The 25,687-nt window shown below is 44.0% G+C and carries 21 protein-coding genes and 1 pseudogene; 9 read left to right on the forward strand and 13 right to left on the reverse strand.

Translation table 11 applies throughout. The features are described from left to right. Window positions 1-4: 4 nt before the first annotated feature. Window positions 5-1,627: a response regulator gene (locus FX988_RS08820; RefSeq protein ID WP_160179269.1), complete on the forward strand. Its 1,623-nt coding sequence runs from the start codon at window positions 5-7 to the stop codon at window positions 1,625-1,627. A 221-nt stretch (window positions 1,628-1,848) separates the two neighbouring features. After that, on the forward strand, window positions 1,849-2,391 hold the full coding sequence (locus FX988_RS08825; protein WP_160179270.1) for an acyloxyacyl hydrolase: 543 nt from the start codon (window positions 1,849-1,851) through the stop codon (window positions 2,389-2,391). Window positions 2,392-2,474: 83 nt separating this feature from the next. Here FX988_RS08825 and FX988_RS08830 read toward each other — a convergent pair whose 3' ends face one another. Together FX988_RS08830 and FX988_RS08835 are read right to left on the reverse strand one after the other, a co-directional pair. Beyond that, window positions 2,475-3,701: a dipeptidase gene (locus FX988_RS08830; protein WP_254700762.1), complete on the reverse strand. Its 1,227-nt coding sequence runs from the start codon at window positions 3,699-3,701 to the stop codon at window positions 2,475-2,477. A 17-nt stretch (window positions 3,702-3,718) separates the two neighbouring features. Next, on the reverse strand, window positions 3,719-6,061 hold the full coding sequence (locus FX988_RS08835; protein WP_160179272.1) for a TonB-dependent receptor: 2,343 nt from the start codon (window positions 6,059-6,061) through the stop codon (window positions 3,719-3,721). A 538-nt stretch (window positions 6,062-6,599) separates the two neighbouring features. Here FX988_RS08835 and FX988_RS08840 point away from each other — a divergent pair. Beyond that, a complete protein-coding gene (locus tag FX988_RS08840; RefSeq protein WP_160179273.1) occupies window positions 6,600-8,867 on the forward strand; it encodes a TonB-dependent receptor in 2,268 nt (755 codons plus the stop codon). A 146-nt stretch (window positions 8,868-9,013) separates the two neighbouring features. Beyond that, window positions 9,014-9,544, forward strand: a complete 531-nt coding sequence (locus FX988_RS08845; protein WP_160179274.1) for a nuclear transport factor 2 family protein — start codon at window positions 9,014-9,016, stop codon at window positions 9,542-9,544. A 535-nt stretch (window positions 9,545-10,079) separates the two neighbouring features. On the opposite strand, the gene FX988_RS08850 is transcribed toward FX988_RS08845, so the two are convergent. From FX988_RS08850 to FX988_RS08880, 6 genes and pseudogenes are all read right to left on the reverse strand, one after another. After that, window positions 10,080-10,574 carry a hypothetical protein gene (locus tag FX988_RS08850; RefSeq protein ID WP_160179275.1) on the reverse strand — a complete coding sequence of 165 codons (495 nt, stop codon included), beginning with the start codon at window positions 10,572-10,574 and terminating at the stop codon, window positions 10,080-10,082. A 915-nt stretch (window positions 10,575-11,489) separates the two neighbouring features. Beyond that, complete coding sequence (gene minE, locus FX988_RS08855; RefSeq protein WP_007984489.1) at window positions 11,490-11,741, reverse strand: cell division topological specificity factor MinE; 252 nt, start codon at window positions 11,739-11,741, stop codon at window positions 11,490-11,492. Further along, on the reverse strand, window positions 11,741-12,550 hold the full coding sequence (gene minD / locus FX988_RS08860) for a septum site-determining protein MinD (protein ID WP_160179276.1): 810 nt from the start codon (window positions 12,548-12,550) through the stop codon (window positions 11,741-11,743). Before minD ends, minE begins: the two co-directional genes overlap by 1 nt. Before the next feature lie 69 nt (window positions 12,551-12,619). Next, window positions 12,620-13,351: a septum site-determining protein MinC gene (gene minC / locus FX988_RS08865; protein ID WP_160179277.1), complete on the reverse strand. Its 732-nt coding sequence runs from the start codon at window positions 13,349-13,351 to the stop codon at window positions 12,620-12,622. Window positions 13,352-13,893: 542 nt separating this feature from the next. Further along, a pseudogene (locus FX988_RS08870) lies at window positions 13,894-14,494 on the reverse strand (SDR family NAD(P)-dependent oxidoreductase). A gap of 40 nt (window positions 14,495-14,534) precedes the next feature. Next, window positions 14,535-14,897, reverse strand: a complete 363-nt coding sequence (locus FX988_RS08880; protein WP_201751683.1) for a hypothetical protein — start codon at window positions 14,895-14,897, stop codon at window positions 14,535-14,537. Here FX988_RS08880 and FX988_RS21870 point away from each other — a divergent pair. From FX988_RS21870 to FX988_RS08905, 5 genes are all read left to right on the forward strand, one after another. Next, window positions 14,835-15,035, forward strand: a complete 201-nt coding sequence (locus FX988_RS21870; protein WP_160179281.1) for a putative quinol monooxygenase — start codon at window positions 14,835-14,837, stop codon at window positions 15,033-15,035. The two genes, FX988_RS08880 and FX988_RS21870, sit on opposite strands and share 63 nt — an antisense overlap. A 345-nt stretch (window positions 15,036-15,380) precedes the next feature. Next, complete coding sequence (locus tag FX988_RS08890; protein ID WP_254700763.1) at window positions 15,381-17,564, forward strand: YHYH protein; 2,184 nt, start codon at window positions 15,381-15,383, stop codon at window positions 17,562-17,564. A 23-nt stretch (window positions 17,565-17,587) separates the two neighbouring features. After that, window positions 17,588-18,091, forward strand: a complete 504-nt coding sequence (locus FX988_RS08895) for a hypothetical protein (RefSeq protein WP_254700764.1) — start codon at window positions 17,588-17,590, stop codon at window positions 18,089-18,091. A gap of 116 nt (window positions 18,092-18,207) precedes the next feature. Beyond that, entirely contained in the window at window positions 18,208-19,593 is a 1,386-nt protein-coding gene (locus FX988_RS08900) for an ATP-binding protein (RefSeq protein ID WP_254700765.1), read from the forward strand. Between the two features lie 2 nt (window positions 19,594-19,595). Continuing rightward, window positions 19,596-20,270, forward strand: coding sequence for a response regulator (locus FX988_RS08905; protein ID WP_160179282.1), 675 nt, complete (start codon window positions 19,596-19,598; stop codon window positions 20,268-20,270). Between the two features lie 54 nt (window positions 20,271-20,324). Here the strand turns inward: FX988_RS08905 and maiA are convergent, their stop codons facing one another. The 5 genes from maiA to FX988_RS08930 all read right to left on the reverse strand — a co-directional run bounded on the left by maiA (window position 20,325) and on the right by FX988_RS08930 (window position 25,665). Further along, entirely contained in the window at window positions 20,325-20,951 is a 627-nt protein-coding gene (maiA, locus tag FX988_RS08910) for a maleylacetoacetate isomerase (RefSeq protein ID WP_160179283.1), read from the reverse strand. Window positions 20,952-20,976: 25 nt separating this feature from the next. Beyond that, window positions 20,977-22,290, reverse strand: coding sequence for a fumarylacetoacetase (fahA, locus tag FX988_RS08915; RefSeq protein ID WP_160179284.1), 1,314 nt, complete (start codon window positions 22,288-22,290; stop codon window positions 20,977-20,979). Between the two features lie 12 nt (window positions 22,291-22,302). Further along, window positions 22,303-23,604 (reverse strand): homogentisate 1,2-dioxygenase, encoded by a 1,302-nt coding sequence (hmgA, locus tag FX988_RS08920; RefSeq protein ID WP_160179285.1) that lies wholly within the window; start codon window positions 23,602-23,604, stop codon window positions 22,303-22,305. Window positions 23,605-23,681: 77 nt separating this feature from the next. Further along, complete coding sequence (locus FX988_RS08925; protein ID WP_160179286.1) at window positions 23,682-25,355, reverse strand: sodium:solute symporter family transporter; 1,674 nt, start codon at window positions 25,353-25,355, stop codon at window positions 23,682-23,684. Further along, window positions 25,348-25,665, reverse strand: coding sequence for a DUF485 domain-containing protein (locus FX988_RS08930; protein WP_160179287.1), 318 nt, complete (start codon window positions 25,663-25,665; stop codon window positions 25,348-25,350). Before FX988_RS08930 ends, FX988_RS08925 begins: the two co-directional genes overlap by 8 nt. Between the last annotated feature and the right edge of the window lie 22 nt (window positions 25,666-25,687).

A 25,687-nucleotide genomic window follows, 5' to 3' on the forward strand; every position in this document is an offset into this window, starting at 1 on the left:
TTCTATGTCCCTTAGCGATATAAAAGTCGCCATCGTTGAAGATAACGGCATGGCGCGAATTAATTTGCGCAATCACCTGATGGAGATGGGCTTCACTGAAGTAGGCTGTTTCAGTAACGGCAGAGAACTAAAGGCCCATGTCCGCCTAAGACGTGTTGATCTTTTACTAATGGACTACCACTTAGGGCAAAATAAAAACGGGGTAGAAGTTGTTCAAGAACTTCAAGAACAAGGCCTACTTAAAAGCTCTACCAGCATCATATTTATCACCTCTGATCGCTTGCCCATGATAGTGGGCCAAATCGTTGATGTGCATCCCGACGCTTTGGTCATAAAGCCCTATACCATACGTAGTATCGAGAAAAACATTTCTGCCTGCCTAAATTTTCATCATTATTTGCAACCAGTTTTTCAACTGATGGATGACAACGAGTTTGAGTTAGCACTCCACAAGCTGGTCTACATGCTTGAGCGTAATAGCCGCCCACGTCTGCGCAGCCAAATGGTAAAACTACAGGCGCGTTTACTGATAAAGATAAAGCGCTTTAAAGAAGCCGCGAGTGTCTACAATGATGTGTTACGAGGCTCTGACAAAATCATATGGGCCAAGTGGGGATTGATTCAAAGCCTTTATTTAGATGGACAGCTAAAACAAAGCGAAGAAATGCTATTAGAGCTAACGAATACTCAACTTACTAGTGATAAAGCCAGAGAATGGTTAGCTAGAATTTGCATAGGCAACAACCAGTATGCCCAAGCTGAAGATCACATGAACGAGATCCGCGAGGGCGAAATGTCAGTGTCAGCTGCCCGTCTCAAAGCCTATATTTTTCAAGCACAAGAGCGGAATAACGAAGCCATTCAACTACTCGAAAAGAAACGCGAATCTAACCGCGGCATTCGTGAGCGCTACGACGAACTCTCGCTCGATTTAGCCCGCTGTTATCTGCAAGAAGCTGAGGGCAAAAATGCCAATGAACGTGATAAGACATTGCAAGTCGCTAAGTTTTTAATTGGTTCAGCGGGGCGTAAAAACCTCGACCAAAAACTGATTGTTAAAAAAGACTTTTTATATGCAGCGGCAGCCGTTATGGGCGGTCATATTGATAAAGCATCCGAACTTTTGCACCGTGAAGGTATGGATGATGCAGCCAGCGGAGATGTCATGCAGATGACCGATGCGATCGCCGCTTGGAAAGGCATAGGCAATGATACTAAAGCAGCTGAAATACTGGCCCTTTGTAAAGCACGCGTTGCCGCCCTTGATGATGGAAACGAAGCAACGGTAGCAAACATGTTAGTAGTGAAACGCGAAGAAGATATAGGTGAGCGTCGACCTGAAGCCATGAGCTTTAATAAAACTGGGTTAGAGTATTACACTCAGCACAACTACCAAAAAGCCACTCAGCATTTTTATCAGGCATACTTGTTGTTTCCTCGAGAAGTGGCATTTAGCTTAAATTTACTGCAAAGTTTAGTGGAAGCAGAGCAAGCCAAATACAAAATTGTGAACACCAAGCAATTTTTGCTGGAACTTTCTCGCCGCCAAATGACTCCTAGCAATCAAAAGCGACTCGATGAAATCGCTAAAAAAGTTGAAAAATCACCTGCTATTTTTAATCACTAAACCTCTTCACGAGCCCCCATTGTTAACACTATGTTAGCTAAGTTAATGAAGCTATCTGTCATGCTAGTTTTTGTTTGCAATTGTTTTAAATTAGAATTAAATCACTTTACCGTTCGGTTTTACCGAACGGTAAAGCCTATAAATTGCAACAATAAACCCATTTAATTTTAATTTTCGTCCCTATTTAGTGTTAACACATTCACTTAATAGAGATCACACACATGCGTACTTTACTTATTGTTATTGCGTTACTTACCACCTATTTAACCAGCTCAAATGCTTTTGCAGCAAAACAAGGGATAGCTGTTGACTACCTACTTGGCTCAGATGATATTCAAGGTGTACGGCTAGCTTATCGACCTTACGCCACCCAACTAACGCAAATTAAATGGTTGGGAAATTTAGATATTTACTGGGAAGTCAGTATGAACTTTTGGGAAGTCGGTGCTGACAACCGTCACGAAACCAATTACGCCGTTGCTCTCTCACCTGTGTTTTCCAAACAGTTTGCGACTATCGCCAACAAATACCCTCTTCGATGGGAATTTGGTATTGGTGTATCACTTGTTGAAGATACCCGCTTTGCAGGTAAAGATATCGGCTCACATTATCAGTTCGAAGACCGTTTAGGCCTTGTTACCGACTTTGGCGAAAACATGAACCAATCTATTGCCCTTCGCTACATGCATTATTCCAATGGCGGTTTAAACACTCATAACCCAGGGGTAGACTTTTTAAACGTTTCCTATGCCGTGTATTTTTAATTTTGCCTAAACAAAAACAGCAGTCAGTAAATAACTCGCCCAGTAGTTTAGTGGGCGAGCATTTTTTAAGAATTTTACAGCATTTATTTTTTAGAGGTTTTCAAACTCTCAGCATAATCGTGAGCTTGCTGTAATACTCTAAGTGCATTACCACCCCAAATATCTGCTAAGTCACTTTTGCTGTAACCTTCATCAAGTAAACGTTTGGTGATTTTAGGTAGATTCACCACATCCATCATGTCATCAACACCACCGCCGCCATCCCAGTCTGCACCTATACCAACATGCTTCGGGCCAACAACGTTTAATGCGTGAAGAAAGTGCTCCATGTAAACTTCGAAAGAGGCCTTAACTGCAGGATGTTCATGTTCTATTTCTCGGCGTTTTTCAAGAATAACACTGCGATCACTACCCTCTTTTACCAACTTCATTAGCCCGCCAAATGCTGCTTTACGCTCTGGATCCGCGGGCAATTCTTCTAGGTACTCGCTGTATGCGTTCATTTGAATAACGCCGCCGGACTTAGCTAATTCTTTTAACAAAGTGTCGTCAACGTTACGCGGGTGATCGTAAATCGCCTTACTGCCGGTGTGCGACAATATAATCGGAGTTTTTGACAAGCGGATCATATCTTTAACCGTTTCATCATGGGCATGGGAGCCATCAAGCACAATCCCTAAGCGATTAGCCTCAGCCACCAGCTTTTCACCTAAGGGCGATAAGCCACCCCATTTCGTACCAGATGGATCTGTCGAGCTGTCGCCAAACTGATTGTTTTTAAAATGCACAGGACCCGCCATGCGCAAACCAAATTTATAGAATGTTTCAAGCAAGCTAATATCCGTGCCTAATGGGTAGGCATTCTCCATACTCATGTACACAATATGCTTGCTGTTCTTCTTTATTTTTTCAGCATCAGCAGATTGTGTGGCAAATTCAAACACATCTGGATTGGCTGCTACCATGGTACGTATCGCCAATGCTCGCAGTAAGGCAGTATCACGACTTTGCTCATAGCCTGAGGTAGTTAATTCGCCCTGAGGGGAATACACAGCCCAAAAGCCACCATCTAATGCCCCCTCTTTCATGCGCGGCACATCAACTTGAGAGAAGTCATGGTCGTAGGTATGACGCTCAAGAATATCAAAGCCGGGTACCACTAAATTTGCTGGTGTATCTAAGTGGGAGTCCAGCGTCACCAAACTACGTTGAATGGCAGTTGCTTCTTCTATCGATACAGCGGCAGTAGCTGCTTGGCAACAAAGCAAACCTAGGGTGATGGACAGTAACTTCTTATTAAATTTATACATATGTTTACTCATATTCATTAAAACGACACCGTTAACGAGGCTTGGAAATTACGTGGGTTGAGTGGACGATAAAAGGCCGAGCCAACGAACGCAAACGACAGTACTTCTTCATCAAATATGTTGTCTACATTAAAACGCAGACTGACATTTTCAGGCATACCAAATGGGTTTACACCACCGAAATCCAGATAGGCGCTAACAATGGTGTAACTATCCATGGTGTAGGTTTCAGCATAATCAGTAAAGCGACTACCAGTATATTTGGCCGACATATTCGCCACAAGCCACTGTGTGGGCTCATAGGTGATCCCCGCAGTCATTAACCATTCTGGGCTATCGGCTAAGCGACTGCCCTCGGGGTTACTACCGAAGCCATCCACTAGGGTGGCATCTTTGTAGGATATATTTGCGTTCAAATACAACTGCTTGTTAAATGCTGCAGGTTGATACACACCACTTAACTCAAAGCCGTACGCTTCTGATGCGCCGCCATTAATGTAAAAGCTCTCAGGCTGCTGAGTAGCGGGGTTAAATACGTTGCTGGCAAACAGGCGGTTATCGAATCGCGTGTAAAAAAGCGCTAATGCCGCATTAAAGGTTTCTTGATTGGTGCGGTACCCCATTTCAAAGTTGTCTGCTTCTTCACCCTCGGGCGTTTCAGGCTCAAAACTCAAGGCATTATCGTAAATATCGTCAGTGCCATTGGGCAACGCATAGTTTTTTGAGTAAGAAGCAAAAATTTGATCCGTGTCGTTCAGACTATACACCGCGCCAATCGAAGGTAAAAAGTGCTTACTAAATTCACCGCCCACAGATTGCGGCCCATAACCTGCTTCACCATTAATCTCATAGTCGGCATAATCTCGATAACCATCCAAGGTGTAATCCACACTTAACGACTTAATACCAAGCTCTAATTTCAACGCGTCATCAAGTAGGCTGATGGTATCTTTTAGGTACAACTGCGTGGTCTCTCGTACCGCAGTATAATCACGACGGTAATAGGCGACCTCATCCCAAATCACGTCCCCATCGGCGCTACCGCCGGTTTTATTTAAGCGTTGCTGGGTACGATTGTAGGTATCCTTTTCTCGCCAACCACCAAATTCAATCACATTATTTTCAAGCTCTAGAGTAAAGTCAGCCACAAAGCCTTTGCGATCTCCTCCTACCGAAGAAAGACCGTATTGCACACCTCGTGGATGCACAACATCTAGCCCAGCAGCCGCTTGGCGCTCATAAATGCCCAAGGTATTTGTATAGGAATCTGGTGATACGCCATAGCCGTCTTTGTCTTCAAAGTAGTAAGTACCGGCAAATAGCAAATTGTCTGTTAAGTAGGTTTCAAGCTGTAAAGAATACAGCTGGTCATCCCGTACATTGATTCTATCTTCGTAGTAACTGGTACAGTTACTACCTGTGAACACGGGAGTGAAGTCGTCATCGCCTATCGTGCCATCTTGGTTAAAGTCATACACTTGTGGCATCGCACCGATACAACCTTCAGGTATCGATTCTAAATAGCTGTAGTAATAATCGTTATCAAACGTTGCTTCGCTAGCAGAGGGAGAGTCATAATCGAAAAAGTCGTTTGATACATAGTTAAAGGTGAGTTTGGTATCAGCACTAAAAGCATAAAGTGCTTTGGCTTCAATGTGCTCTCGGTCAATGGTACCTGGGCCACGCCACAAATCACTATCGGTTTTCGAGCGGCTCACAAACGCTTTAAAGCCATTCATATCACCTGTTTCTAATTTTATGAACGAGCGCTGTAAATCGTCATCTCCCACTGTCAGTGACATCATGCCGCCCATTTCATCTGACGGGTCTACTGAATAATAAGAGGCGATGGGCCCCAGTGTCGAATAGCTAGGGGCTGATACATCTCCTGCCCCGGGAGAGGCCACCACTGACGCTAAGTTTTCGTTGTCCACGTATCTGAAAATCGGGCTACCGCCAAAAGCGTCTGAACGCCCCATGGGCACGCCATTTAATACAAAGCCCATTTGACTTAAATTAAACGCGCGCACATTCACTGAGTTACCAAATTCATATAACCCCAAAGCGCCGTCAGTTTGCACATTGAACCCAGGTAGACTCTCGAGCATTTTCAAACCTGAAATACCCCCAGGGGCTGATAGCAATGCTTCACGCGTCACAGCTAAGGTATTAGTTACCTCGCCTGTGCCTATCGCTACTTCTGTTTCTGACACTCTACGTCCCATGACTTGAATTTTTTCAGGCGCATCTTCCAGTGATGTATCTTCAATCTCTTGAGCAAGCACATGATTGACAGAGAATAACGCGGCAAGCGACACGCTGAGTAAAGTAGGACGAAATGACAAAATTGCTGTTTTCATGTGTGTGGTTCCTATGTATTTACATGGGTATTGCTTTGTGGATGAGCCCCTTCTTCGAGGAGTGACTTAGGGCAACTCAATAAACGTACCAATCTCATAAATGCGTCATGAGAAAATCAGCAGGCGAGTGGAACTGCGCATTTTTAAAGCGTTTGATGATAAATTTAACAAGCGAAGAGCGTTAAAAACCTGAGAATATTCTGCAGAAAAAATCACAAAGTGTGTTTCTTCTGCACCACGAAAGAATAAAAATGCACCACAAAAGCCAAATGTAACAAATAATTAATTCGAGTAGTTTTATTGGCTAAAGCCACGTATTTATTAGCATCAGCAAGGTCTAACCAGTATTTAAAGTGATTGCATGGCGCATAAAACAAGTCGAAACTGGGCCGATAATTGACTTAGGTCATACCTCTTTATTGCATAACGGGCTATGGATCTATAAACCTTATTCTAAAAAGGTATGGCAAAACGCCAGTTATCAGTTCACGACTTAGCGATAGGGATCGCACACATCAACTAATAAAAAGGGAACACCATGCAAAACACACACATACTGCGTGACCAAACCAGGTCCGTTACAATAAAAACGTTTAAATACTCACCCATTGCACTTTGTCTTGCTGCGGCCACGACTTCAATGAATGTGCAAGCACAAGAAAATGGCCCTACTGCGACGCAAGACACCAGCCAATATGAACGCGTTATTGTAACTTCGCGTAAACGCTCAGAGTCCATGAATGACGTCCCCATCAGTATCAATGTGGTGGGCGAAGATTTGATTGAAAATTTAGGAGCGGTGGATTTCACCGACTTACTTGGGGTGGTGCCAAGCCTAACTGCCTATGAAAATGGCCCGGGTCGCACACGCTTGTCTATTCGTGGTGTCGCAAACGGTGGCGGCAATGACAACGACACTCAAAACCAAGAAACGGTTGGTATTTACCTAGATGAAATCCCCATTTCAATGGGCGGCATGAACCCTGAGCTAGCATTATTTGACCTGAAACGCGTTGAAGTACTGCGCGGCCCTCAAGGGACCTTATTTGGGGCTGGCTCGATGACAGGTACAGTACGTTTGGTTTCTAACGATCCTGACCTTTCGACATTCAAGGGTAAATACGAACTCAGCGCATCTAAAATAGAGCATGGTAGCAACAATAAATCAGTCAAAGCGTTGGTTAACGTACCTATTATTGATAACGAACTCGCTGTACGGGTTAGCGGCTATTACTTAGATAACGGCGGTTATATTGATAACAGTTTAACGGGTGAAAAAAACCTGAATGACGGGTTATCCAAAGGTGCAAAGATCTCTGCATTGTACATACCAACTAACGAACTGAGCGTTGAACTAAGCTACATCCACCATGATTATTCAGACGACGGACGTCCAGTTGATATCGATTCAACACCACTTTTTGTGCGAGATTACCCGTCATTTGATGGTTTTGACGACACCATGGATATCGCTAATCTCACCCTCACTTACGATCTAGATTGGGCAGAACTGACCAGCTCATCGTCCTATTTTGACCGTTCAATCGTCAATCCTCGCTCACTTGATTTGCTATTTGAATCTGCCTTGCCTCCGGGGATCACCCCCCACGAACTAATCGACTTTACCGATTCTGAAGTGTTCGTACAGGAACTACGTTTAGCATCCACCACCGACAGTGACTTGCAGTGGACAGTGGGCGCATACGCAGACAAAAAGGACGTATTTTATGAGAATACTTTTCCTGTGCCCGGCGCTGACGCCATCTTAGGCGTGCCGTCTTCGGCGTTTGGTGCACCAGAGGATCACTTATTCTACGGTTTTGATGACCTCACAGTGAAGACCTATGCCTTTTTCGGTGAGCTTTATTACGATATCGGCGATTTGTCTATTACTGCAGGCTTACGTTATTTTAACTGGGAACAAGAGATAGAGTTTTACCAATCAGGCTTGTTCAACGGTGAAGCCAACAGCGACGCTCGCCCCAAAGGCAAAGTCGATGGTTATAACCCTAAATTAAATGTGTCGTACCACCTAAATCGCGACAACCTCATCTATGCTCAAGCGGCTAAAGGGTTTCGCTACGGTGGTATCAATGGGGCTATTCCTGAATCAGTGTGTGCCGATGAGCTAGCACAGGTCGAACGTGATGGGGGCGATACGCGTTTCTTCGAACCAGATGAAATCTGGAACTACGAAGTCGGTGTAAAAGGCAGTGACACCCAAGGTACAGTTAGCTACAACGCGACTTACTTTCATATTGATTGGAGTGACATGCAAACCAGTCGTAGCTTTGAGTGCGGATTTGGTTTTAAAGAAAATGTCGGTGATGCCACCAGTAAAGGTGTTGAACTTGAAATAACCGTTAAACCTCTTGATGGGCTCGTGCTATCAGCAGGTGGCGCTTACATCAACACCACCTTAGATGCTGATGTGCCAAACTTAGACGCACAAAAGGGGGACGCAGCGCCCTTCGTGCCTGAAATTTCTTTTACGACGTCAGCTGAATATTCTACTGAGTTAAATAAAGATCTCGAAGGCTTCGGTTGGGTTAACGTACAGTACACGGATGACCGCTCTACTGAATTCAGTGAGCAAAACAGCAACTACCGTAAAATGGATGCGTACACAGTAGCCAATATGCGCTTAGGTATACGCTTCTCTGATTACGAAATATCCTTGTTTGCAAATAATATGTTTGATGACGATGGCGTAGTGCGTGCAATCGGTCGCCCTCCGTTTGATCCGCCTGCCAGCATACGCGTTACCCCGCGCACCATAGGCATGACGTTTAGAGGTGGCTTTTAGTCAGTGTACATCGTTTATCACTAACGCCGATCAGGTAGTACGCTAGGCGTGCTACCTGCCAATTACCCGATAGCTGAGTTTGTCTGGCACTTAAAAAACGCCAGACAATGACATAAGAAAAGAACCAATTTAACATGGAGAAACATATGCTTTTTCACGCACTACGAACCCGCACTACACATTGTATGTTGGCAATACTACTGAGTTGCTCATTGAATGTCATGGCCAGCGATGAAAGTAAATTTGAGGCAACTCAAGGGGTAAACCAAGTCCTTGACGGCTTACATCAAGCTGCCAGTCAGGCAGATTTAGAGAAATATCTCGGCTCATTTACCGATACCGGCGTATTTATGGGCACGGATGATTGGGAGCGCTGGACACGCCCCACCACCTTAGACCAATACGTGGCAGAACGCTTCGCAGGCGGCACCGGCTGGACGTATCAATCCGTGGAGCGCAACATCAACTTCTCGGAAGAAAAAAACATCGCTTGGTTCGACGAAATCACCGTTTCTAAAAAGTGGGGACGCTTTCGCGGAACGGGTGTGCTAATAAATGACAACGGCCAATGGAAAATTGCCCACTACGCCATGTCAGTGCTAGTACCAAACGAAGCATGGGAAAAGGTCGCCGAGATCAACATTAAAACCTTTGCTGATCGTCAAAAGAACGAGTAAATCGGTTTTACACAATGCCAATAGCGCGCTAATCGCTCATGTGACCCGCCGTTAATACCAATTCCATTAAATAATTAACCACTCAGCGAAAATTTAAAAGGACTTAATCAAGGCGCTTGAATGAAGTAATAGTGGTTCTCTTTCGAGTCCGAGCAACACAGAGTAAGTCCTTTTAAAATTCGCCCGTAGGGAATTCCCCAGCGGGTTTTGCACTGCGTTCTCGGTATTTGAAAGGGAACAACCATTACTGCACACCGACGTCTTGTTCAAAACCCGCTGGATGAATTCTGAGAGGCCAATTATTTAATGGAATTGGTATAAAACCAGTAAGACTAGTAAACTGAGCATCAAGCCTATAATTAAACCTGATGCTCATATTAAAAATATAAGCTTCGCCCTCTTTGTTATTTTTTATCATGTGTAAACGAGCCTAATCCGCATTCATGCATGTACAGCAAAAGTTTATATACTAGGCTCTAGAATGACGAGCTACCTTTCACACTCACAAAACAAAAAAACATCTCTTAAAAAAAGCTTAATATGCGCTTTCTAATTCAGGAATCCTGACAAAAAGTACCTTATCGCTTTCATCAGCGTAAACCTCAAACTTACCTCTTACCGGTTGCCAAAAGCGATTGTAGTTGTAGCAAAATAATGACCGTAGCAGTGGAATATCTACCTCATTATTTGTAACCAAACCAGCTATCATTTTATAAAATGCGGCCACACGATTTAGCGCTATAAGGTCATCCTTAGTGATCATAGCTAGCTCTTCACTTTTGTTTTCTAACTGAATTTCGTTAACCAAATCTTCCCAGTTATAGTGGTTGTTTGGCAAATTCAAAAACTTTTCCCACATGTACATACGCGCTTGCACAAACGTATGGTCTTGGTCAAAATCCCGTGCGAGTTGCAATGTATTATTGATTCGCCGATTTCGCCGGTTAATGTGTAAGTTAACAATAACGGCGATCGTTCCCACTGTAGTGGCTAGACCTGTAGATACAAATATCGCGATATCACTACTCATTTGACCTCCTTGTGCACACTATTTATCAAATATTGGATCTTGTAATGGCATTATATTACAGATTCATTTTTTCTTCGCTTGAATAGAATAGTGTCTGTAAATTTGAAAAATCGAAATAGACTGAACTGTGTATTAATTTAATTCTGATCAATATCAACCTTTCTACAAAATAGCGCAACCTTCGTTTACGCCAACACTCGATTGGTATCGGATAAGCATACTTCCCAATCCAATCACTCACAGAGTCTCTGTGCTAAACTAGACAACGAAAATGTCGCTAGCAACAACACGTCCCTATTATCCACTGCCGAGCAATCCCCGCAATGATCAGAAGACTTATACCAATTCCTTTAAATAATTAACCACTCAGCGAAAATTTAATGGAATTGGTATTAAAGGCCAAATTCGCTGTAGTCACTAAAAGCGTTCAGAAAGCTTCATCTCTTCGTGCGTCATCATCCTAAATTGCGCGAACGATTTTAATACCCAAGTTATGGAGACCATAGAAAAAACGCTTGAAATGTATATCGATATAAGACCTGCAAGCAAAGACAACTTTTAGAAAAATACGTGATTTAGCCGTCCCTGAAGCGCAGTTAGGTTATATGGCTGACGATATTTTATCTTTGCTCGAATCTCACTATCACCCTAGCTATATGAAAGAAGGTTAATATCGGAGTAACAAGAAAAAGAGATTTGCTATTTTCATAGCCCCCCTATGGCAACGTTTTTTTGCCAAAGCTTTGGCTTTAACGAACTCAGGATGGGTAAAAACGACGATGACATGCTTGCCATCATCAGCTTATAACGAGCTAGCAAAAAGTTATAGGAAGTAAGCGTGGAACCCCAGTGGTATTCATCATCACCACGCTTAGTTATGTCCCCACTATCAATACCTGCAAATCCCATAAAGGGCTATTCTGGCAAGGTAATATTCAACTCTAATACAGAACAATCATCGTTGTTATCAAGCTGAACTGTCACTTGATCTTCTTCGATGTTGACGTATTTACGGATCACATCCATGATCTCTTTTTGCATCAACGGCAGGTAGTCAGGCTGCTGACGCTTACTGCGCTCGTGGGCCACAATGATCTGCAAACGCTCTTTAGCCAGTGATGCGGAGCTTTTTTTCTCTTTTTTCAAAAAGTAATTAAAAATGCTCACTATTTACCTCCTAGTAATCGCTTCAAGAATCCTTTTTTCTGCACTTCAAGGAAACGGTGCTCTTTTTCTTCGCCGAGCAACCGTGACACAGCATCAAGGTAAGCTTGGCCAGCCTCTGATTCTTGATCCAAAATAACTGGCGCACCTTGGTTAGACGCCTTCAATACCGCTTCAGACTCAGGGATAACTCCCAGTAAAGGCACGGCAAGAATATCTTCAACATCCGCCACGCTAAGCATTTCTGCTTGGGCAACACGTTCAGGGTTATAGCGGGTAAGCAACAAGTGCTCTTTAACTGTACCGCCCTGCTCTGCTTTAAGTGATTTACTTTGTAAAATGCCGATGATGCGATCTGAATCACGTACCGATGAAACTTCTGGGTTAGTCACCACAATGGCTTCATCTGCGAAGTATAGGGCCATCTGCGCTCCTTGCTCGATACCAGCAGGAGAGTCACATATAATGTATTCAAAATCTTTTGCTAAATCTTCTAAAACGGTTTGTACCCCTTCCATCGACAAAGCATCTTTATCCCGCGTTTGCGAAGCTGGCAATATGAATAGACCAGGCGTGCGCTTATCTTTAATGAGTGCTTGATTTAGAGTGGCTTCTTTTTTAATCACATTGACGAAATCATATACCACGCGCCTCTCACAGCCCATGATCAAATCAAGGTTTCGCAAACCCACATCAAAGTCGATCACTACCGTTTTAAAACCACGCATTGCCAAGCCTGTTGCTATCGCTGCGCTTGACGTTGTTTTACCTACGCCGCCTTTACCTGACGTTACTACAATAATTTTAGCCACTACATTCCCTCATTAACTATTTTAGTAAACCCTTTGGTTGCTAGATGTATGCATACACCTAGTCACGCGCTAAATAGCACTGACCTGAATGGATTCACCGTCTAAATATGCATGCGCCGCTTCTTTCCAGCAAAGCTCACGCAGTTTTTCATTCATCACGAAATAACCAGCAATAGACACCAACTCTGCTTCCATCTGTCGACAAAACACTCTCGCGTCAGTATCCCCTTTCACCCCTGCTAGCGCTCGTCCCCGCAACGGCCCGTACACATGAATATGGCCATCGGCTAACACTTCTGCGCCTTCGCTAACGGCCGCCATCACAATTAAATCGCAACCTTCTGCATACACCTGCTGACCTGAGCGTACCGGTTTGGTGATCACTTTACTCGGGCGAAATGCCAAAGCAGGCTCCACAACGGGTTGTTTCTGTTCAGCTTTTACTGGCGCATCCTGAGCTGGCTCTTGAGGTATGTCAGTGTTTCTTGACTTAGCAGCAGGCAGCGATGCAAGACCCAAGCCCATTATCGTATAGCGCAACTCTGTGGGCGCCCCCCGACACGCGATAGGTTGCAATCCCGCTTCTCGGCACACTGCAACAACATGCTCGAGCTGCTCATCTTCAAGTTGCCCCTCAAAAGAAGCTAAATTTAGCACCATAGGAGACGCATTAAAAAACTGCGGAGCGGTGTCTATTTTTTGCTTTAGCTGAGCAGGAAACAAGTCTGCTGAGTAAGACTGAAGATCCATCACCACTGCAGTAAACGCAGTGCCTTTCATCTGAAAACACACTTTTGCCATTGGGCAACCTTAACCTACGAATAAAAACCAACGCACCTGATGTCTATCCAATGTCCGGTAAATTACCGAAAAAACATAGAAAAATAACAACAAGTACAAAAACTGGACGTCACTTTAACAAATAGATTTAACATCCGGAAATGAAACTGCAAGAAGAATGAAAGATTTATGCCGATATGAGCAAAGTCGACGAATTAGCGGCTTTTTCGCCAAGAAACGGCCCTTGAACCCTTTGTTTAGTATCCATTCGGTAACACTCAAAAACTGAATAAATTCGTATTGCAAACTATGATTGTAAGCTAAATCCCCATATTGGCTCCTTGCTTACTGTCGTACAACATCCATCTACCTAACTTGGGATTACGAAAAGGTGAAGCCTGTCTAATAATATCCCCCAAAAACAGGCTTTAGTTATTGTTTGAAAAAAGAAAACGTAGAAGATTTTGATACGCCATCTCTAATCAGTCAGTACGCAGTTCCTAGAAACGTCCATATTTAATGGTACCTGCCTTAGAAGTCGATAACTGAGCATTTGTACAACCCTAACGAGAGGGCATACGTATGCCTCCATCTAAGCGAATGGTTTCCCCATTGATATAGGCGTTCAGTGTAATATGAAGACAAAGGTGGGCAAACTCCTCAGGTAGCCCCATTCGTTTAGGAAATTGAATATTCTCCACCAATGCGCTTTGCACCTTTTCTGGCATAGCCAATAGCATTGGGGTCCCCATTATCCCAGGAGCAATCGTGTTTACTCTAATACCAGTGGAAGCTAGATCTCGTGCCATGGGCAAAGTCATGGCGACAATCCCGCCTTTACTCGCTGCATAAGCGGTTTGCCCCATTTGACCATCGTAAGCGGCAACAGATGCTGTATTGATAATGACTCCGCGCTCGCCATTAACGTCTGGAGCGTTCAGTGCCATTTTTTCTGCCGCCACTCTAGCCACATTAAAGCTGCCGATGAGGTTGATTTGAATGGCCAGACTAAACGCAGATAGTGCTTGAGCTTTATTCTCCTTGTTCTGCATTTAAATCAGGAATGACAACCTTAATATCATGCTTCAGAAGTTCACTACTGGACGCTCGCCCTAACCCTGATGCTCCACCGGTAACGACAGCGACTTTATTTTCTGTATTCATAGCTTTTCCTTCAAATTCGATTCATATATCACGGTTGAAATCACAGAGTTTCAATCCAGCCAAATGTATCTTCTATTCGCCCATATTGAATTCCAGTTAATTGGTCATAAAGGTGCTTAGCCACGTCACCGGTTTGGTTCTGATTAATCACATAGTCTTTTTCTTTGTAATGCAAAGTACCCACCGGAGAAACGACTGCAGCCGTACTACAACCGAACACTTCTGTTATTTTTCCGCTTGCGATATCCGCCAAAATCACGTCAATGTCGAGGCGTAGTTCACTCACTTCATAGCCTAGTGTTGGGGCCAAGGTTAAAATGGAATCTCGGATAATGACTCTTTGCGTGATGAACCTGATTGTCACCAATTTGATGTATGCACCAGCACGCAAAAACACAATCATATTTTTTTATACGAAGTCTATTCATCCGCTGAAGCATTTGAGCTGCACTTACAAAGCGAGCACTTTAAGCGCTTTGATCTGCGCGTCAAACAATGGGTAGTAGAAAAGGCAGTAAAGACATTTAACTTAAAGCACTAAGCGGCGTTTTGCCTAATGTTCACGCCCCTCGGTTACGAGCGCTTTTCACGGGTCTAAGCGCTCTGACCTTTATTCTCTGATATCTGCTGTACATTTTCTAATAACACGTACAAGGCCGCATTATAATGAACGCATATAGCGGGTAAATGACGCCTGAAAGGTTCGCCCAATTTGCTCACGTTTACCCCCTGATTTCTTTCAGTGCACCCAAGCGAGTTATCCAGCTCCTTTTCATCTTTATTACTTTCATGTTTTAAAAATCAAGTTCTCTACATAATTGCCCCACATTTCGGGGGTAAGCTAGCGTTATTAATTGTCCACACATTCATTAATTAACGAGCTTTTATGATGAAAAAATTTCTCTTTATATACTTATCTCTGGCCACCTTATTTTTTTTGAGCGCTTGCGACGTTGAGCCTAGCGTAAGTCAACCTCAGTCACATCCGGGTGACTTCGTACTTCAGAGTTCAACTATGGTTGATGGCGGGGATATGCCAATAATTTATACCTGTGACGGGGATAGCGTAAGCCCACCTTTACATTGGCGTAACGCGCCGAAAGGCACAAAATCCTATGCGCTAATAATGCATCACAATGCACCTGAAGGCGTCCACTGGTATTGGACGCTGTACAACATTGATGCTGCCAAAACGCAGATAGAAGAGGGCCAAATACTTGGTGATATCGGCACTAACAGTGTCAATAACACAAACCAATATGCACCACCTTGTTCTAAAGGTCCTGGTCAAAAGCGTTATACCTACACGCTATACGCCTTATCGTCACCTATTGAGTTTGCGAGCGATGAAACGGTTGATAGGGAAACCCTGTTAGGTGCAATAAAAGATATTACTCTTGGTTCAACTCAGTTATCGGTCAACTTTGAGCGCTCATCGAAAAGGTTACAGCAAGTAGCCAAAAAGCATAAGCCGAATCATCCCCCTCAGGTAGCACCGGCAAATACTGCCAAACAAAATGCCAACTCACACTCATCACGTTGTGAAAAAATAAAACACTCTGTTAGTGATGCGGGTTTTGAGCAAAGCGTATCCGTTTCATGTGATGGCGAATATGGATACATTCGCTCAAACACCTACCCAAACCACGAAATCATGACGGGAATAACGGCCACTAATGAGCAAATTCCGGTCCCTTCGCTAAATTATGCTGCCCCGATAAAGTTGTCCCCCAAAAAAGCTCAAACAAAAACCACCATCGATGCTGCATTGGGTGTAGCGGTAAATGGGGTACCTATATACGATTACTCTTCTCAAGGTGAATTAGACGTTAATCACTACGATGCGCAACATGATACCGTCGCTCTTGGTCAGCTAGATAACTGCGGTGGGCATGCAGGAAGAGGCGACGACTATCATTACCATGCATCCCCCACTTGCATGATCAACACAATGAAAAACCAGAAAAGTGACGCCATCATTGGGTGGGCATACGATGGGTATCCTCTGTATGGTAACCAAAAACCAGATGGCAGCGATATCGCTAATGGCGAACTCGACGTATGCAATGGTCAAGAAGACGAAACTTTTGGTTATCGATATCACACATCAACCACACCACCTTATATTATTCAATGCCTAGTAGGGGAAGTAGATACTTCCAAGTTACCACGTGTTGCACCTTTAAGCGGTGATACTCAGGGGATACGAGCAGAACTAAAACCACCTCAGGGAAAGGTCGATAATCTGACTCACACAATCGCTCCTGATGGCAGTCGTACCATGCGTTATGAGTATCAAGGTAAACATTATTTCACAACCTATAGCCCCTCGAATGATGAGAGCGGCTGTTATAATTTTACCCAGAAAACGATAAGTAACGGGGGCGTTCTACAAACCGGTACATTTTGTCGAAATGCTCAACCGAATAACCGTAAGCCTATGCGAGTCAATCAGCCTAGCACTTCATTTTCAGGTGAAAATCATTTAAAACTAGAGGCTTGGGCCGATAACTGGTTCGCCGCGTATATTGGCGACAAACTACTCATTGAAGACTCAGTACCGATTACCACAGAGCGTTCATTCAATGCTGAAAGTATTGAGTTTTCGACAGACTACCCAATTCACTTAAATTTAATCATCAAAGACTTTAAACAAAATGATACGGGCCTTGAATACATTGGGGCTAAAAATCAGCAAATGGGTGACGGGGGCTTTATCATGCAGATAACAAACACCGACAATCACGAAGTGGTGGCGGTAAGTGATGAAAGCTGGAAATGCGATGTCCTTCATAGAGCGCCACTAAATAAACTCTGCGAAAATAAAACAAACCCAGTCGCTGGCCAAGGTGTATGTACTTTTATGTCTAAAGAAGCACCAGATGACTGGTTGCAAAATAACTATGATGACGCTAGCTGGCCCCATGCCACAGAACACCCCTTCGCTAAAGTCGGTCCAAAAGACGGTTACGATGAAATAAAATGGGACCCGAGCGCGAAGTTTATCTGGGGTGACGATCTTGAAACAGTCAATACGTTAATTTGTAGAACAACCATCGAGCAGCCATAACCATCAAGCTCAGAGACAAATATATGAACCTTAATTCCACAATAAAGCAGGTAATTTTTAGTGGCTTCTTGCTCTTAATTACCAACACGAGTAGGGCTCACACCCTCAACGAAACAAGCGCCCAGGTTATCCTGAGAGACGGGCAAGTCGAGCTTAAAATTATAACCGATATCCCACATTTAGTATCTACCCTGCAAAGTGACCAAGCTTGGTTGCTAGGAGACACAGACCAAGTTATGCCAACGAATTTAAATGCCAGCCAACAAAGCGCCTTTATTGAAAATGTCCTTCAGCAACAGGTGCACTTACTCATTAATGCGAAAGCCATAAGCTTTGAAAGCGTGAATATAGTTGGTGCAAAATACTCTACAAATGCAGACATAAGCTTGCAAACAAAGCATGCGATTACAGACGTAAAAGAGGTAGCGATTTCATTTCCTAAAAGTTTAGGTAATGTACATGTTAGTGTTGTCAAACCACGATATAGGTTACTCGCCGCGGGTGAGACCGCTCATGTAGTGTTGTAAAATTGTGGATAAAACGAAAGGTTTAATGAACTACCTTAAAAATAAATTGGCCAATGAAGTTAATACATAAACTCTTTTTCGCATTTTTTATCACTAACCTAATCCTAGTTGGGCTCATGTTCGCTTTTTTATATATGAGTTTTGCGACAGGGTTTAATAACTTCGTTGAACAAGAAGAAAAAAAGCATATCGCTCACGTAAAGCAACAATTGACTGAGTTGTATTCCGAGTTGGGGAATTGGCAGCCAATTACCCAAAATACCCCTTTGTGGCGTTCTATCGTCGCCCCTCAGAAAAAACAAGAACACCAGCAAGACGAGACAAAAGATAACTCTAGTCATCACGTGGGGGCTGACGCTCCCCCACCCGCCCCTTCGTTGCTGTGGATAAACCTTCCTGTAGATTCCCTGAAAACCGGGCAACGCATTAGTTTGTACAATAAAGACAAGAAAGTGATTGTCGGAAAAGAAAACTTGAACGACAACAAGCAGATAGAGCCCATGTTGCTTAAAGGTCAGCTTATCGGTTGGTTAGGTTTTATGCCTTCTCATTTAGTACAAAGTAGTCCAGCCGAAGCATTTATCAGCGCTCAGTTTCATAACTATTTTATGGTTACCTTGATGGTAATTTTATTGGCATTCACTATGGCAATCTTACTGTCGCGGCATTTAATTGAACCAATTGAACAAATAATAGTCGGCACAAAAGCGCTAAATGTTGGTAATTTTGCCAGTAGAATTAAGCCAACGACACATGATGAGCTAGCCACCTTAGCCGACAATGTAAATGCATTAGCCGAAACGCTAGAGCAAAACAGAGAAAGTCGGTTTCAATGGATGTCTGATACATCCCACGAACTAAGAACGCCTCTAAGTGTACTGCGCTCCCACTTAATAGCGGTACAAGACGGGGTATTTGTCGCTGATAGTAAACGTATTAGTTTGTTGCTGAGCCAAGTGGATACCTTGAGCCATATTGTTGACGGCCTTGCTCAACTAAGCCGCACAGAAACAGCGTCGCTAACCTATGACGCTACCAAAGTTGACGTCATCAATAGCCTAGAGCATAGCCTTGAACGCTACAGTTCTCGCTTTGAACAGCAAAATTTAACTATAGATCGTGGTGCATTAACCGCTGCTGGAAAATGTATCATCATTGGCGATAAAGAACGTCTCCAACAACTGTTCGTTAATTTATTAGAAAATACGTGCAGGTACACCGATAGCCCGGGGCAGTTAATCGTAAAAGCCAACAAAGTTGATTACCATGTTGAGCTACTTATTCAGGACTCAGCCCCTGGCGTCTGCGCAGATGATCTCGCGAAATTGTTTGACCGATTCTTTCGAGTTGAAAAATCCCGCAATCGAGAACTAGGTGGCTCTGGGCTAGGGTTAGCTCTGTGTAAACAAATAGTCGATGCCCATGGTGGGCGTATTTCCTTACATGATTCACCATTAGGCGGCCTTGAAGTAAAGGTAGTATTACCGCTGGCGGAGGCATAACAATGACTGAACCTAATATACTAATTGTTGAAGATGAACATAATATTGCTGAAGTGCTTATCGCCTATAGTCTCCAGCAAGGCTTTAACACCAAGCACTTTGATAACGGAAACGGCGTCGTTGAGTTCGTAAAACTGAACACGGTAGATTTAATCTTGCTCGATGTCATGCTGCCTGAGATAAATGGAATTGAATTATGTCAACAGATTAGAGCCATTTCAGATGTTCCCATTATTATGTTAACCGCAAAAAGTGAAGAAGCAGACCGCCTCCTCGGTTTAGAGCTTGGTGCTGATGATTACATCTGTAAGCCTTTTAGCCCAAAAGAGGTGATTGCCCGAATGAAAGCCGTTTTAAAGCGCGTCAACTCGCCTAAACGAACTGTTGCGCATTATTTAGATTTTGAACTGAATAAAAACAGTTATGTTGCTTTACTTCAAGGAAAAAACCTTGGCTTTACTGCTGTAGAATTTAAAATATTTTCGCTCTTTCTTAACCAGATTGGGCGAGTATTTAGCCGCGAAGACATTATCAACGCAGTCTATTCTGACGCTGTCGAAACATCGGACCGCAATATAGACACTCATATCAAAAATATACGCAAAAAAATCAATCAAATTGACGCTCAACTCCACCCCATATCAGCGGTTTACGGAGTAGGTTATAAATTTGAGTGACGAGACTTACCCCTCAGAATCGACTGCCTACTCCAAGTCTATATTGAGAAAACGCTAAGCATCGGGTTGCATTTCTGGTGCAGCGTCCTTAAACGCCTGTATTTCATTGCACTTAGCGTAAACCGCCATAATATTTGGAAAGTCGCTCATGGGTTGTTTAAATCGTAATGCGTTGTAAACCTGAGGGATCAGGTACACGTCAGCCATAGTGACGTCATCGCCAAAGCTATATCCATTTTGCCCTAAACTTTTCTCTATACTGGTAAACCCTAGGTCTATCCAGTGCTGATACCAAGTTATCTTGGCATCATTATCAACATTTAGATTTTCTGTCAGATAATTGAGCACCCGCAAGTTATTCAGCGGGTGAACATCACAGGCAATGGTATTCGCCAAAGCTCGTACCTCGGCCCTTTGCATTGCATCCTCAGGGTACAATGCAATCGCTGGGTATACCTCTTCGAGCCATTCAAGAATGGCAGTAGACTGCGTGATGAACTGCCCTTTGGGAGTTTGTAATGTTGGCACCAGCCCCTGGGAATTTCGGGCCAAATTCGCCTCACTTCGTTGTTCTGCTTTTATTAAATTGACCCCAACATGCTCATACTTAATGCCTTTCAAATTAAGCGCTATACGCACACGATAGGCGGCAGAAGAGCGAAAATAACCAAATAACTTCATACAAACTCCCTAAGGCAGTGCCATATTAACGAGCGGGTAAAACCGTGCTCACAACTTCACCAAAACCGATGCGAGCAGCGTTTTCGTTAGCACACCAACCACGAATAAAGATTGAATCTCCGTCTTCAATGAAAGTTCGAGTCTCACCGTTACTTAGGGTCAGGGTCTTTTTCCCCCCAACTGACAACTCAAGCATAGAACCACCTTCACCCGGCTCTGGGCCTGATTGAGTACCGCTGCCAAGTAAATCACCAGGGCGCAAATTACATCCGTTCACTGTATGGTGCGCAACGAGCTGAGCAACAGTCCAGTAGGAATGTATAAAGTTTGAAGTGGCAATACTTTCAGGTGCTTGACCATTTTCACGCATTTTCTGAGTCTGAATAAGCACTTCAAGGTCGATATCAATTGCGCCTTGGCTACTATTTTGTTCCGAAGACAAATACGCCAGCGGTTGAGGGTCATCTGCCGGATGGCTAAAGGCCGCTCGATAGGGTGCCAACGCTTCCATGGTGACAATCCAAGGGGAAATTGTGGAAGCAAAGCTTTTAGACAAGAACGGCCCTAAGGGTTGGTACTCCCACGCTTGGATATCTCGTGCTGACCAATCGTTAAACAAGCAAATACCAAATATGTGTGCTTCGGCTTCCTCAATGGGTACCGATTGCCCCAATTCATTTCCCGAGCCCATAAAAATGCCCAGCTCTAATTCATGATCTAATCGCTTACATGGGCCAACACTGGGTTGCTCAGCATCAGGGGCTTTGGTTTGTGATACCGGACGATGAAAGTTTTGCCCTGAGACGCCAATAGATGAGGCGCGCCCGTGGTACCCAATTGGGATCCACTTATAATTGGGTAACAAGGGGTTATCTGGGCGGAACAGCTTTCCTACACTGGTAGCGTGATGAATAGAGGTATAGAAGTCGGTGTAGTCACCAATCGTACAGGGTAAATTGTATTCGGCATCCGCCTGTTCAACTAGGCAGTTTTTTAATGCAGACTCAAGTTTCGAGCCCTTTGTTAACGCTTTAGATAATGCCAGGCGCAAAGCGCCCCAAGCTTCTTTGCCCATAGCCATAAACTCATTCAGCGTCGAATTAGCACAGGCTACAGCGCCTTTTTGCGCCAAATCAGTCAATACGTGCGCTTCACTGAGCTTTTTTAGATCGACAATTTTATCACCGATCGCCACGCCGCCTCTGAATACTTCATCGCTTTGCTTTCGTCTAAAAATGGCAAACGGTAAATTCTGAATACCAAAATCGCAGCCTTGTTGATTGGCAGATGTCACCCAGCTAGAAAGGTGGATATCGTGAGTTTCATTGATCGAATACATAATTTTCACCTTTTATTTTTGCTCTCTAAAATAGTTTTTCAAATTGCTATAGCACGCATGGTACTCGCGCTGGCGCGTAGTACTTTGCAATGCAAATTCAGTTGGTTCGAAGATAAAACGTGACTCAAACATAAAGGCCATCGTATCTTCATAACGTTGCGGCTTTAAATCTGCGTTTGAGGCCTGCTCAAATACCGCGGCTTCGGGCCCATGGGGTGTCATACAGTTATGTAAACTTGCCCCACCTGGCATAAATCCGTGCTCTTTGGCGTCATACACTCCTTCAATTAAGCCCATAAACTCACTCATTAAGTTTCTGTGATACCAAGGCGGTCTAAAGGTGTTTTCAGCTACCATCCAGCGAGGCGGAAATATAACGAAGTCTAAATTAGCGGTTCCCTCGGTATCGGTTTGTGAGGTTAACACGGTAAAAATAGAGGGATCAGGGTGATCGAAACTCACGGTGTTCATGGTATTAAAGCGCGATAAATCATATTTATACGGATACGACGTGCCTACCCATGCAACAACATCTAGGGGGGAATGATCTAAGTCACAAACAAACATGCCACCGTTGAATTTACACACCAATTCAAAATCACCGTCTATGTCTTCGTAGGCCGCAACGGGGGCTTGAAAATCCCGCTCATTAGCAAATCCATTTGAGCCCACTGGGCCTCGCTCAGGCAGTATCATTGGCGCACCATAATTCTCTGCGATATAGCCTCGCGCTGTGCCATCAGGAAGATCCACACGAAACTTTACGCCTCGGGGAATAACGCAAATCTCGCCCGGTGCTATGTGTAAAATGCCGCTTTCAGTATGCAATAGCAGCGCCCCTTGCTGTGGCACAATAAGTAATTCGCCATCTGCGTTATAGAAATAACGGTTCTGCATGGATTGATTAGCAGCATATACATGCACACCTACACCTTGCACGCCAACACTGCCGTTCGCGGCAAGCGTGACTAACGAACTCACAAAGTCAGTAGGTTCTTCAGGCATTGGGAGCGGATCCCAGCGAAGCAAGTTTGGAGGTGATGGCACCTCAGTGATAGGCCCACTGCGCATCAAACCTTGAGGAAATGGACGATAATCGCTTTGCGCCGCAGACGGGCGAATACGGTAAAACCACGTACGACGATTTTTATCACGAGCCATGGTAAATGCAGTCGTACTAAACTGCTCTGCATATAATCCAAAAGCGACTTTCTGCGGGTTAAACTGTCCTATGGGCAGCGCCCCCTCTTTAGCTTCAGTCTCAAACTCGTTACCAAATCCATTGAGGTACTGTAATTCATCTGGACGGATCATACTTTCTCCTTAACGACTTACGCAGAGCCACTTAAATGACTCTGGCATAGGGTTCTATTATTTAACGATTTAACCACTTAATGCTTACTCGCAGCTTGAATGCCAATACCCGTTTCAGACGTCACAAACTGCTCTAGGAAACGCTCCCGTTCTCGTGCGGCCGATTCACTTTTATCACTGACGGAAAAATACCAAATCGATAAAAATGCCAAAGGAACCGACACAATTGTTGGGTAAGCATAAGGGAACAGTGCTTTTTCTACACCCATAATATCCACCATCACCTGTGGCCCCAGAATGATAAATACTAATGAGCTAATCAGGCCAACCACCAGCCCGGCGATGCCACCTTTGGTGGTCAAGCCTCGCCAATACATGGCCATAATAAGTACGGGAGCATTGGCACTTGCAGCAATAGACATGGCCAAGTTAGAGATAAACACTACGTTTTGATGCTCAAATACCAAGCCGAAAATTACCGCCAGAACGCCCATTGCGATCACCGATAATTTTGAGACCAACATCTCTTTTTCTTCAGTGACTTCGCTTTTCGCAAATGTGCCAGCGTACAGATCGTGGGCAATTGTGGCCGCTGCCGATATGGTTAAACCTGACACCACAGCTAAAATAGTGGCAAAGGTCACAGCTGCGATAAAACCAAGTAGAAAGTCTCCTCCAAGGAAGTGCGTAACATGCAAGATCACCATGTTATTTCCGCCTATCAATTTAGCTGCGGCATCGTGATAATCGCTATTGAACATGATCAGCGAGATAGCACCAAAACCAATTAGGATAATCAGTAACTGAAAATAACCAATGATGGATATGGCGTAAAATGCGGACTTTCTAGAAGCCTCAGCGTCTTTCACTGTAAACAAACGCATCAGAATATGTGGCAGGCCAATAAACCCGAAAAGTAAGGTCAACCCAACAGAAAACACTGACAAGGGATCTTTTAACCAACCGCCTGTGTTCAGAATATCAGCGCCCTTCACATGCACACGCTCAGCACTTGCGAAAATCTCGCCTACATCAAATTCAAAATGTATGAGCATCAATAAGGCGAGTACAGAGCCACCCACCACTAGCATGACAGACTTAATAAACTGCACCCAAGTGGCCGCTAACATGCCACCAAAAGCAACGTAAACCACCATTAGAGCACTGACTGAAATCACAGCAACTACGTAATCTAGACCAAACAGCAACTGTATTAACTTACCGGCACCCACTAGTTGGGCGATTAAATAGAATACCAACACAACCAAGGATGCCGCCGCAGCAATCGGCCGAATTTTGGCGGCATTTAAGCGAAATGAAATTACGTCGATTAGGGTGAAAGTCCCTAAATTGCGTAAACGCTCTGCAATTAAAAACAACACTATGGGCCAAGCGCCAAGTGTAGCGACAATAATGGTTAACCCATCAGCTCCCATGGTGTAAATACTGCTAGTGATCCCCAACAACGTGGCCGCCGATAAGAAGTCACCTGATATGGCTATGCCATTTTGCCAAGCAGGTATGCCGCCACCAGCGGTGTAGAATTGTTCAGTAGTGTGTGTGCGACTTGAAGCCCACTTGGTGATCCCCAGCGTGAGCAATACAAACCCAATAAAGATAACAATAGCCACCATATTCAATGATTGCTTTTCTACTGGGCCAGCTATTGCGTCTGCGGCTATTGCCAGTGCAGGCACCCCACAACCCCATACGAGCAAAAAAACGGAGATAAGCTTAGTAAAATTACGCATCGTGCTCGACTTCCTTTATCAATTGGGCGTTAAGCCCATCTAACGTTTTACCGGCAACAACGGCGTAATACGCAGATAAAAAAATAGCCACCAACACCACAAAAACACTGAACCATATGCCTATGGTCACTGAGCTATCACTTGGCAGGCGTGTGTTAACCCATTCAGGGAAGTAGGCCCAAGCGACTAAATAGCTCATAAAAACAGTGAGCATTAAACCAATCATGGTCACTCTTAGCTGTTGACGCTTTTTCACTAATTCGATAAATCTAGGGTGCTTACTTATATCTACTAAACTCATTTTAGACATAGCTGATTCCTGCTTTTAATTG

The organism is Paraglaciecola mesophila (genome assembly GCF_009906955.1).
GTDB lineage: Bacteria > Pseudomonadota > Gammaproteobacteria > Enterobacterales > Alteromonadaceae > Paraglaciecola > Paraglaciecola mesophila_A.

Bases quoted from the DNA above. Each gene is read 5' to 3' on its own strand.
- FX988_RS08820 (WP_160179269.1), top strand. From the start codon at position 5: ATGTCCCTTAGCGATATAAAAGTCGCCATCGTTGAAGATAACGGCATG.
- FX988_RS08825 (WP_160179270.1), top strand. From the start codon at position 1,849: ATGCGTACTTTACTTATTGTTATTGCGTTACTTACCACCTATTTAACC.
- FX988_RS08830 (WP_254700762.1), bottom strand. From the start codon at position 3,701: ATGTATAAATTTAATAAGAAGTTACTGTCCATCACCCTAGGTTTGCTT.
- FX988_RS08835 (WP_160179272.1), bottom strand. From the start codon at position 6,061: ATGAAAACAGCAATTTTGTCATTTCGTCCTACTTTACTCAGCGTGTCG.
- FX988_RS08840 (WP_160179273.1), top strand. From the start codon at position 6,600: ATGCAAAACACACACATACTGCGTGACCAAACCAGGTCCGTTACAATA.
- FX988_RS08845 (WP_160179274.1), top strand. From the start codon at position 9,014: ATGCTTTTTCACGCACTACGAACCCGCACTACACATTGTATGTTGGCA.
- FX988_RS08850 (WP_160179275.1), bottom strand. From the start codon at position 10,574: ATGAGTAGTGATATCGCGATATTTGTATCTACAGGTCTAGCCACTACA.
- minC (WP_160179277.1), bottom strand. From the start codon at position 13,351: ATGGCAAAAGTGTGTTTTCAGATGAAAGGCACTGCGTTTACTGCAGTG.
- FX988_RS08880 (WP_201751683.1), bottom strand. From the start codon at position 14,897: ATGATTGTGTTTTTGCGTGCTGGTGCATACATCAAATTGGTGACAATC.
- FX988_RS08890 (WP_254700763.1), top strand. From the start codon at position 15,381: ATGATGAAAAAATTTCTCTTTATATACTTATCTCTGGCCACCTTATTT.
- FX988_RS08895 (WP_254700764.1), top strand. From the start codon at position 17,588: ATGAACCTTAATTCCACAATAAAGCAGGTAATTTTTAGTGGCTTCTTG.
- FX988_RS08900 (WP_254700765.1), top strand. From the start codon at position 18,208: ATGTTCGCTTTTTTATATATGAGTTTTGCGACAGGGTTTAATAACTTC.
- FX988_RS08905 (WP_160179282.1), top strand. From the start codon at position 19,596: ATGACTGAACCTAATATACTAATTGTTGAAGATGAACATAATATTGCT.
- maiA (WP_160179283.1), bottom strand. From the start codon at position 20,951: ATGAAGTTATTTGGTTATTTTCGCTCTTCTGCCGCCTATCGTGTGCGT.
- fahA (WP_160179284.1), bottom strand. From the start codon at position 22,290: ATGTATTCGATCAATGAAACTCACGATATCCACCTTTCTAGCTGGGTG.
- hmgA (WP_160179285.1), bottom strand. From the start codon at position 23,604: ATGATCCGTCCAGATGAATTACAGTACCTCAATGGATTTGGTAACGAG.
- FX988_RS08925 (WP_160179286.1), bottom strand. From the start codon at position 25,355: ATGCGTAATTTTACTAAGCTTATCTCCGTTTTTTTGCTCGTATGGGGT.
- FX988_RS08930 (WP_160179287.1), bottom strand. From the start codon at position 25,665: ATGTCTAAAATGAGTTTAGTAGATATAAGTAAGCACCCTAGATTTATC.